Consider the following 8,095-nt stretch of genomic DNA (forward strand, 5'->3'; position numbering starts at 1 on the left):
AGTTTTTTTAAAAATAATGAAAACGCCTTCATTTATCAATCGTTTCATGTTGGCACGCTTCTTGCATTCATAATGAATGAATCGAAAAGGAGGGCAATAATAATGAAAAAGCTAATTAATCATCCTGAAGATGTAGTCAAAGAAATGGTGGAGGGATTTATTGCGGCATATCCGAAGCGGCTCAAACAAGTTCCTGATACGTCTGTCATTGTTCGCGCTGATGCACCGGTGCAGGGGAAAGTCGGAATTGTCAGCGGAGGCGGCAGCGGGCATGAGCCGGCACATGGCGGGTTTGTTGGTCCAGGAATGCTTGATGGCGCGGTGGCAGGGGAAGTTTTTACTTCACCGACACCGGATCAAGTGTACGAGGCGATTAAAGCGGTTGATGGCGGCAGGGGTGTCCTTTTAGTTATTAAAAATTATACCGGTGATGTGATGAATTTCGAAATGGCCGCAGAGTTGGCCGAAGCCGACGGGATTCAAGTTGCCAAGGTCGTTGTCAATGATGATGTTGCCGTCGAAAACTCTACATATACGGTCGGAAAAAGAGGCATTGCCGGAACGATTTTTGTCCATAAAATCGCCGGGGCCATGGCTGAAACGGGGGCATCACTTGAAGAAGTAACGGCTGTTGCTAACAAGGCGATTGAAAACCTTTGTTCAATGGGCATGGCGTTATCGCCAAGCACGGTCCCGGCAGCAGGAAAACCGGGCTTTACAATCGGCGAAAATGAAATGGAAATCGGCACAGGCATTCATGGCGAGCCGGGCATTGAAAGAACGGAGATTAAAAGTGCGGACGAAGTGACGGATACGCTCCTTTCAAAGGTGCTTAACCATCTCCAGTTAGCGCCAAACAGCAAAGTGGCTCTGATGATTAACGGACTCGGTGCGACACCGTTAATGGAGCTCTATATCGTTAACCGGCGGGTAGCGAAAATCCTGCACGAAAAGGAAATTGAAGTGCATGAAACTTTTATTGGCGAATACATGACATCCATCGAAATGGCAGGCTGCTCGATCACGATTCTCCGACTTGATGATCAACTAACAGAGCTTCTCGATGCGAAAGCAGATACGGTTGCTTTTAAGAAATAACAGAAGGGAGTTATTCGGATGGGTTTTGGAATAGAACAAGCCAAACAGTGGCTCACGCAGCTTAGTGAAGTATACCAGCAACAAAAAGAGTATTTAACCGAACTGGATCAGGCGATCGGTGATGGCGACCATGGCATCAACATGGCAAGAGGCTTCAAAGAGGCTGCGCAGAAAATCGGGAATACTTCGTACGCCGACCTGGGCAGCTTATTTAAAGATACCGGGATGACGCTTCTTGCGAAAGTCGGCGGCGCATCAGGGCCGTTATATGGAACTGCTTTTTTAAAGGCGGCTGGCGCATTGAATGATAAGCAGGAAATCACGATTGCGGATTTAACCGCTGCTTTATCCGCTTCTGTTGAAGGGTTAAAGCAGCGCGGCAAAGCAAGCTTGCGGGAGAAGACGATGATCGATGTTTGGGAACCTGCCGTCGACTATTTACAGGAACATCAGGACAAAATAAATTGGGATGACTTTATTTTATTTACGCAAGAGAAAATGGAAGGAACAAAAGATATGGAAGCGAAAAAAGGCCGGGCCACGTATCTCGGAGCACGTTCTGTCGGGCATATCGATCCAGGTGCCGCTTCATCCCATTATTTGTTCTCGGAATTAGCGAAAGCGTTTAAAGGAGCACAATCATGAGTTATGTAGGCATCGTGTTAATTTCACACAGCAGGGATATTGTTAAAGGCCTGGAAGCATTATTAAGGCAGATCCAGCAGGATGTTCCATTGGCGATTGCTGGCGGAACGGAAGCAGATGATATCGGCACTGATATGTTTGACATTAAGAAAGCGATCGAATCGGTGTATTCGGACAAGGGTGTCGCCATTTTATTTGACCTCGGAAGCGCCTTATTGAATGCGGAGATGGCGATCGAAATGCTCGAAGGCGAGCAGAACATTAAAATCGCCGATGCTCCTCTTGTAGAAGGTGCGTATGCTGCGATTATTGAGTCAGGGATCGGAAGCTCGATTGATGACGTCATTGCCGCTGCTGAAGGAGCAAAGCATTTGGAAAAGATCCAAAGGTAACAGACATAAGAGGTGAACAGGATGATAGAGAGAGAGATTACCGTTACAATCGATAAAGGTCTCCATGCCAGACCTGCAGCAGATCTCGTCAAAACGCTGAACGGATTTGAAAGTAAGGTTGATTTTTTTGCCGGAGCAAAGCAGTTCAACCCGAAAAGCGTGTTAAGCATGATGACAGCATCGATTAAACAGGGACAAACGATTCGGGTTGTAGCCGAGGGAAGCGATGAAAGGGAAGTAATTGACTGGCTTACTAAATTTCTTTGAAAGGTGAGACTATGAGCTTTAACGGTCAACAGATTATCCCGGCCGCTAAAAATATGAAACAGTTTGAATTATTTCTTGAAAGCAGCTGTGATTACGGAGTTTTACTCGAAATTCACATCGCTCAATTAAAACATGTCTCACAAATGGCCTGCCAATATAATAAGAAAATACTCATCCATGCGGACTTGGTCCATGGATTAAAAAATGACGAGTATGCTACCGAGTTTCTATGCCAGGAAATCAAGCCATTTGGGATAATCTCGACTAGGCCCAATGTGATTGTCAAAGCAAAGCAAAAAGGTGTGCTTGCAATTCAAAGGATTTTCCTGCTCGATTCCCAAGCGATCGAGAGAGGCTACAGCCTTTTGAAAACGACGAAAGCGGATTATGTGGAAGTGCTGCCAGGCATCATTCCCCGCATCATCAGGCAAATGTCAGAAAAAATAACTATTCCGATCCTCGCTGGAGGACTTGTCCAGACCGAGGAAGAGGTAAATTCTGCAATTAATGCCGGAGCCATTGCCGTGACCACTTCGAGGGTCGAGCTTTGGAGAGCTCCGTGGATTTAATGATGTAATAACATGATATTTTTTAGGCTGTCGACCTTTATCGGCAGTCTTTTTGTTTTACTGATTTTCTTTTTAATACAGTGTTATTTAGAATAGTAGGATTAGGAAACGCAAATTTCGAAAAAAACTAGAAATAGCTTACATTACTCTCTCTGACGATTTTGCCATTCCTTTGCTTATGTTTTGCGGCGATTCTATATATCAGGTATGAAGGGAGTAAGCACGCCAAGATTCGTCCTATTATTATAATGAAAATACCAAATGTGTCCATTAGATTATCCTTTCAGCATTTGAATGTCTAATTTTATTATGCCTAACACAATCAATTTAACCCCCCCCTTCTTAAACTAATCTGCCCCTTTAGTCACCCCCATGCAGCGCAAAACCTGTGAATGCAGATAAGGAGCTATTAGTGGGAGTAATAGTAGGACAATTTGGTCGATTTCACTTAAACGAATACCGAAAAAAAGTGAAATCAGACTTCGAAAAAACTTATCCGGATTATAAATGAGTTGCTGATTTCCATAGACCGTCCTTCTGCAACTGACACATTAACAACAGGGTAATCCTTTTGTTTCTTATAATGGAAATGTTTCATTCACATATTGATAATGACTCGAGTAAAAATTAAAAAAGCATTAAACGTTTATATAAGGTGGTGATTAATAATGCAAAATCAACAACAAATATGGTTGCCATTGCTAGCCTCTGCCGGTATTGGTGCAGCAGCTTTTTATAGTATGACCAGAGGCCAGGGTATGGGACAAACTATCCAGCAATTTCTACCACTAGCAGCAGGAATGGGTAACAACGGTCAACAGATGCAACAAAACACTCAGCAGAATCAGCAAAATCAGCAGAATCAGCAAAAGACTAAACAAAATCAATCATCCTTTAATTAGCTATATCAATGATTTGAGAAATTGTATATTATTACCGTTAATAAAAAAAGGGGGAACGGTGAAGATAATATTGTATATAACTGCTGATGGAAGGAGCGTAATATGAATAAAAAGTGGTTAACACTATTAATAGCAGTTTTTTTATCTTCCACCATGTTAATGGGTTGTAACAACGGAGATGATGCACCTCCAGGAGTGGATAATAACGATACGATAAACGAAGATGATGAAAATGATAAGGATCCCGATTCCGAAGATCCAGTTGAAGATCCTGAAGATGAAGACCCAGATAATAAAGATGAGTAATGATCAGCAATAAGTTTCAACACCGTTTGTTTTCAAACGGTGTTTTGTATGCTTCAAATTGAACTGTCCTAAAAAAGATAAGAAGCAATTTAACTTTTCCAATGTGATAAATTCTGGCTGACTTTAGCGTAACTTCACCGGCGGGGATTAAAGTGTTTGCGAATCAGCACTACAATCAGCAATAGTAATGGAATACCGATTTGAAAAGGGAGATGCAGATAAATCGGAACTATTTTTAATCCCACTTCCAGATGTTCCGGAAAATTGCTTGCCATATAGATAGAGCCTGTCAGTATGATGAGACCGACCGAACTTATAATAATGTATCGATGTTTCGCCACTTTAAATAGATCCTCAATTCCCTTTACCGCTGCATAAAAAAAGATCACAATCTTAAAGAAACCGCCGATAATCAGCATCGAGATCACGATCGCATCGAGCCGCTGGATAAAATCTGCGATATTAATCTTTTGCACCGTTTTTAACAAAGGAAACATCGAAGTAGAAGCGATATATGGGCCAAGAACAGCAATATTAATAGCTGCTGTTAAAGCGAGCAGCAATCCGCTTACCGTCAAGGCAGACAATCCAATTTTTATTTCCATTTTAGGTTTGTTCAAAAAAGGAAGCAACATGGCAAAGACAATCATCTCTCCAAAAGGAAAGGTTAATGTTTGCGGAAAGGCGGTTGTTAAAACAGGTTTCCAGCCGTTATCCAGAACAGGTACGAGGTTTTCGAATTTTACAACACCGGATGCAAAAAGGAAGAAAAATCCGAAAGCGATTAAAACAATCATAAAGCCAAATAAGATTTCCCCGGTCCTTGCCAAAGTTTCGATCCCCTTGGTGATTCCATACACACTTAAAGCAATCATCGTTGCACTGATCGCAAGCATAGGGGTTTCCCGGAACGTTGATGTTAGAAGCAAATCCGAGAAATCACGCAAAACCCGTGCGGCGAGATAAACGAAATAAACGATGTATAAAAAAGTGACTGGATAACCGATCCATTTACCAAGGATTTTCGGAATATAACTGGTTAAGGGGAGATTCGGATAGTGACGGAAAAGATACCTGTAGACAAGAAATATCAGCAATCCCCCTGTCATCCCGAAAAGGACCGCCAGCCAGGCATCCTGTTTCGCCTGCATTCCCAATCCAACGACAACAGCACTTCCAAGTTCAAACAAAAAGATTAATGCAAACAATTGGGATGGACTAATTTGCACTTTTTCCATAGCTTATCTATCCTTCCGCCTTATCGATTGGTTCCTTTAAATATTTTTTTCGGAATATCGCGACCACCAGCAGAAGTAACGGCAGAAAAAATCCATATGTTAAAGTAAATGGGAACCATGTTTTAGCAAGGAGTGTTTGAAAATAAACCATATTCGGACTGATTATGATCGAAAGCACGACAAGAATCATTCCTAAAGGAAGGGTTAGTGGCCGATATTCTTTCAGATTTAATGTTTGGGCAAGTCCTAAAACAGAAGCATAAAAACATATGGTTAGTTTAAAAAAGATCGTGATAAACCACATTCCGGCTACAATCGCTTCAATCCGCTGCAAAAAATTAGCAATGTCTATTTTTCTGGCTAAAACAAAAGATGGGTATAGATTTCTGGCTGTATAATCAGCACCTAGAACCAAAATGCATAATGCTGTAATGATGATTATCACAATTCCGCCAATCAATGATCCCGTTAAAAAAGCTTTCCGCACTTTATTTATGCTATTGACAAAAGGATATAGCATCAACATAATCACTGTTTCCAAGTAAGGAAAAGCGACAACAGAAAGACTCCCCCTGATGACTGGTTTTATTCCCTCCTCAAAAACGGGCTGTATCTTTTGAAAGTCGATTTGCGGGATAATAGAAAAGACAACAATCAGAAAAAAGATGATTGTCCACGGCATCAAAATTTCTCCTGCCCGAGCTATTGGTTCAAGGCCGAGACGCGTCCCCATAATCACCACACTTAAAAACATAATATGAATAACCTCAATTGGAGTCTCTGGCATGATTTGCACTGTCACGAAATCTCCGATATTTCGAAGAAGGAGTGCCGCAAGGATGAAGAAGAAGGAAAAATAAAGAAGAGCAACGATTTTGCCCAGCCACTTGCCGAGAATTTCCTCACAATATTCAACCAATGTCATCCCGGGGAACCGATTTCCAATCGTGGTGTATAACCATACGAACAATAAGCCAATCCCTCCTCCGAGTGCAGCTGCCATCCATGCATCCTGTTTTGCTTCGGCAGCCAGAACGGAAGGTGAAAACAGGATCGCAGGCCCAAGCATAAAGAGAATCATTAGCACTGTAAACTGGCTTACGCTGATCTTTCCTTTTTCCAGCAATCGTTTTCACCTGTCCTTCTATGTCAAAAAACTAAAGATAAAATCGCTGAAACGCTTATAAACAAAAGCAATCCGATCCATGGGATTGGGAATATCCTTGTGTAATCCCTGGGCTATGCTTAATCCTGTTCCAAATAGCAGAAGGATTGAAAAAACCAATAGTTCTTTTTTAAGCCTTTTCCTTAAAAGATAGGGTACTTCCTTAATCACGATGATGACCGCAACAGCCAATATCCCTGCACTTACCCACATGCGGATTTACTCCTTTAATTCATTTAAGAAGGATTTACTTAATGTTCCTATGCGCCGAATCTTTACATCCACCTTGATATTTGCCTGAAGGTTGACAAATTCCTTCTTCCAATCTTTTTTTGCTTTTTTCCAATATGCCGGGTCTGCTTTATGTATTGCTTCACCAAAGCCAAATATATCGGATTTATAGTCTTTTTGAGCTTTATTTAACGCTGCTTCAATATCACTTTGAATGGCTTGTTCTGTTTTTGTTTCCAGGTCATAAATGGTTTGGGTTTTGGATAAATCAACCTCGCCGCATTGTACTTCCGCAACATTTGCTTCTGTTCGAACGGTGACATCTACTTCTGGCCGCCCATTTACAACCTTGCCTGAGACCTTTGTTTTGGAACGTATTAACTCCACGCTAATATTCCCCTTTTTTGGGCATTGGACTGTAACAACAGTACTTTTCACTTTGTCATTAATAAAGTTCGCCCCTTTGCTTTCGTCCTCGTTTAACCAGCCAACCAGTTTATCTTTATAAAATGCAGCCATTCCATTAATCTTTAAAATGGCCTGAGGACTTGTCTTTTGGATATTCTCCCTTTTTTCTCCTCTTGCCGGATCTCCTGTAACCTCAACTCCTGTTAACAAAGGATTGGTTCCGGCAGCCACCAGGTCGGATATGAGTTCATCCAATGTTTGGGTAGCGGTCACTGCCCAGACTTTCTGTGATGTCTCAAGTGACTCGAACATCTTATTGGCCGGGATTTTTTCTAATGGGATCGAAAAAATTTTCAGCACCTGTTCCGCCGTTGTTTCCTTTGCGACAATAATGAAAAAATCGGTACGGAACTCCGGATCTCTGGAAATCAGGTCCAGCGTTTTCGCAATTCCTTCTTCTCTTGCCAATTCTTCACCTATGACAAACAAGCGAAGATGGGCAAAATAGATTTTTCTTGGCGATTTGATTGTCATTTTTCGGACTGCCTCCATCATGGAGTCGCCCGTTGAGGTAAGTGTTACGATCGGTGAATTGGTTCCTCCACCCTTTTGCGTAACTATTTCTCCAGGATTGACGATTTGAGCAGAAACCTGATATTGCTCCCCTGATTTATCAATTCCCATCGCTACAGCGATCGCGAGTTCATTCAATTCACGACGGTTCCAGCAACCTGTAAGCGGAACGAGCAGGATGATAAGCACAAAGGACATCAGCACTTTGTGTTTCATAAGCGCCCCCCTTTATTTCCCCTCGTATTGTCAAAAATTAAATATATAAATCAAGCAAATACATTGATATCAGAGGGTTTATAAG

The 8,095-nt window shown here is 41.9% G+C and carries 11 protein-coding genes; 7 read left to right on the forward strand and 4 right to left on the reverse strand.

Annotation, left to right across the window (positions count from 1 at the left end; translation table 11 throughout):
• Positions 1-102 precede the first annotated feature (102 nt).
• The 7 genes from dhaK to CU635_RS17540 all read left to right on the forward strand — a co-directional run bounded on the left by dhaK (position 103) and on the right by CU635_RS17540 (position 4,179).
• Positions 103-1,098: a dihydroxyacetone kinase subunit DhaK gene (gene dhaK, locus CU635_RS17510; protein WP_101578689.1), complete on the forward strand. Its 996-nt coding sequence runs from the start codon at positions 103-105 to the stop codon at positions 1,096-1,098.
• A gap of 18 nt (positions 1,099-1,116) precedes the next feature.
• Positions 1,117-1,743, forward strand: a complete 627-nt coding sequence (gene dhaL, locus CU635_RS17515) for a dihydroxyacetone kinase subunit DhaL (RefSeq protein ID WP_101578679.1) — start codon at positions 1,117-1,119, stop codon at positions 1,741-1,743.
• Positions 1,740-2,135 carry a dihydroxyacetone kinase phosphoryl donor subunit DhaM gene (gene dhaM, locus CU635_RS17520; RefSeq protein ID WP_101578680.1) on the forward strand — a complete coding sequence of 132 codons (396 nt, stop codon included), beginning with the start codon at positions 1,740-1,742 and terminating at the stop codon, positions 2,133-2,135. Before dhaL ends, dhaM begins: the two co-directional genes overlap by 4 nt.
• A 21-nt stretch (positions 2,136-2,156) precedes the next feature.
• Complete coding sequence (locus tag CU635_RS17525) at positions 2,157-2,402, forward strand: HPr family phosphocarrier protein (protein ID WP_101578681.1); 246 nt, start codon at positions 2,157-2,159, stop codon at positions 2,400-2,402.
• A gap of 11 nt (positions 2,403-2,413) precedes the next feature.
• Positions 2,414-2,971: a glycerol-3-phosphate responsive antiterminator gene (locus CU635_RS17530; RefSeq protein WP_101578682.1), complete on the forward strand. Its 558-nt coding sequence runs from the start codon at positions 2,414-2,416 to the stop codon at positions 2,969-2,971.
• Positions 2,972-3,639: 668 nt separating this feature from the next.
• Positions 3,640-3,873 (forward strand): hypothetical protein, encoded by a 234-nt coding sequence (locus CU635_RS17535; protein WP_101578683.1) that lies wholly within the window; start codon positions 3,640-3,642, stop codon positions 3,871-3,873.
• A gap of 102 nt (positions 3,874-3,975) precedes the next feature.
• Positions 3,976-4,179: a hypothetical protein gene (locus CU635_RS17540; RefSeq protein WP_101578684.1), complete on the forward strand. Its 204-nt coding sequence runs from the start codon at positions 3,976-3,978 to the stop codon at positions 4,177-4,179.
• Between the two features lie 134 nt (positions 4,180-4,313).
• On the opposite strand, the gene CU635_RS17545 is transcribed toward CU635_RS17540, so the two are convergent.
• From CU635_RS17545 to CU635_RS17560, 4 genes are read right to left on the reverse strand one after another with little or no spacing between them, the layout of a single operon-like run.
• Positions 4,314-5,417, reverse strand: a complete 1,104-nt coding sequence (locus tag CU635_RS17545) for a GerAB/ArcD/ProY family transporter (protein WP_101578685.1) — start codon at positions 5,415-5,417, stop codon at positions 4,314-4,316.
• A gap of 7 nt (positions 5,418-5,424) precedes the next feature.
• Entirely contained in the window at positions 5,425-6,543 is a 1,119-nt protein-coding gene (locus tag CU635_RS17550) for a GerAB/ArcD/ProY family transporter (RefSeq protein WP_101578686.1), read from the reverse strand.
• Positions 6,544-6,561: 18 nt separating this feature from the next.
• Positions 6,562-6,795: a hypothetical protein gene (locus CU635_RS17555; RefSeq protein WP_101578687.1), complete on the reverse strand. Its 234-nt coding sequence runs from the start codon at positions 6,793-6,795 to the stop codon at positions 6,562-6,564.
• Positions 6,796-6,801: 6 nt separating this feature from the next.
• Positions 6,802-8,010, reverse strand: coding sequence for a Ger(x)C family spore germination protein (locus CU635_RS17560; protein ID WP_101578688.1), 1,209 nt, complete (start codon positions 8,008-8,010; stop codon positions 6,802-6,804).
• Between the last annotated feature and the right edge of the window lie 85 nt (positions 8,011-8,095).

It is taken from the genome of Bacillus canaveralius, assembly GCF_002860125.1.
Lineage (GTDB): Bacteria > Bacillota > Bacilli > Bacillales > Cytobacillaceae > Bacillus_BJ > Bacillus_BJ canaveralius.

Bases quoted from the DNA above. Each gene is read 5' to 3' on its own strand.
- dhaK (WP_101578689.1), top strand. From the start codon at position 103: ATGAAAAAGCTAATTAATCATCCTGAAGATGTAGTCAAAGAAATGGTG.
- CU635_RS17545 (WP_101578685.1), bottom strand. From the start codon at position 5,417: ATGGAAAAAGTGCAAATTAGTCCATCCCAATTGTTTGCATTAATCTTT.
- CU635_RS17540 (WP_101578684.1), top strand. From the start codon at position 3,976: ATGAATAAAAAGTGGTTAACACTATTAATAGCAGTTTTTTTATCTTCC.
- CU635_RS17535 (WP_101578683.1), top strand. From the start codon at position 3,640: ATGCAAAATCAACAACAAATATGGTTGCCATTGCTAGCCTCTGCCGGT.
- CU635_RS17560 (WP_101578688.1), bottom strand. From the start codon at position 8,010: ATGAAACACAAAGTGCTGATGTCCTTTGTGCTTATCATCCTGCTCGTT.
- dhaL (WP_101578679.1), top strand. From the start codon at position 1,117: ATGGGTTTTGGAATAGAACAAGCCAAACAGTGGCTCACGCAGCTTAGT.
- CU635_RS17525 (WP_101578681.1), top strand. From the start codon at position 2,157: ATGATAGAGAGAGAGATTACCGTTACAATCGATAAAGGTCTCCATGCC.
- dhaM (WP_101578680.1), top strand. From the start codon at position 1,740: ATGAGTTATGTAGGCATCGTGTTAATTTCACACAGCAGGGATATTGTT.
- CU635_RS17555 (WP_101578687.1), bottom strand. From the start codon at position 6,795: ATGTGGGTAAGTGCAGGGATATTGGCTGTTGCGGTCATCATCGTGATT.
- CU635_RS17530 (WP_101578682.1), top strand. From the start codon at position 2,414: ATGAGCTTTAACGGTCAACAGATTATCCCGGCCGCTAAAAATATGAAA.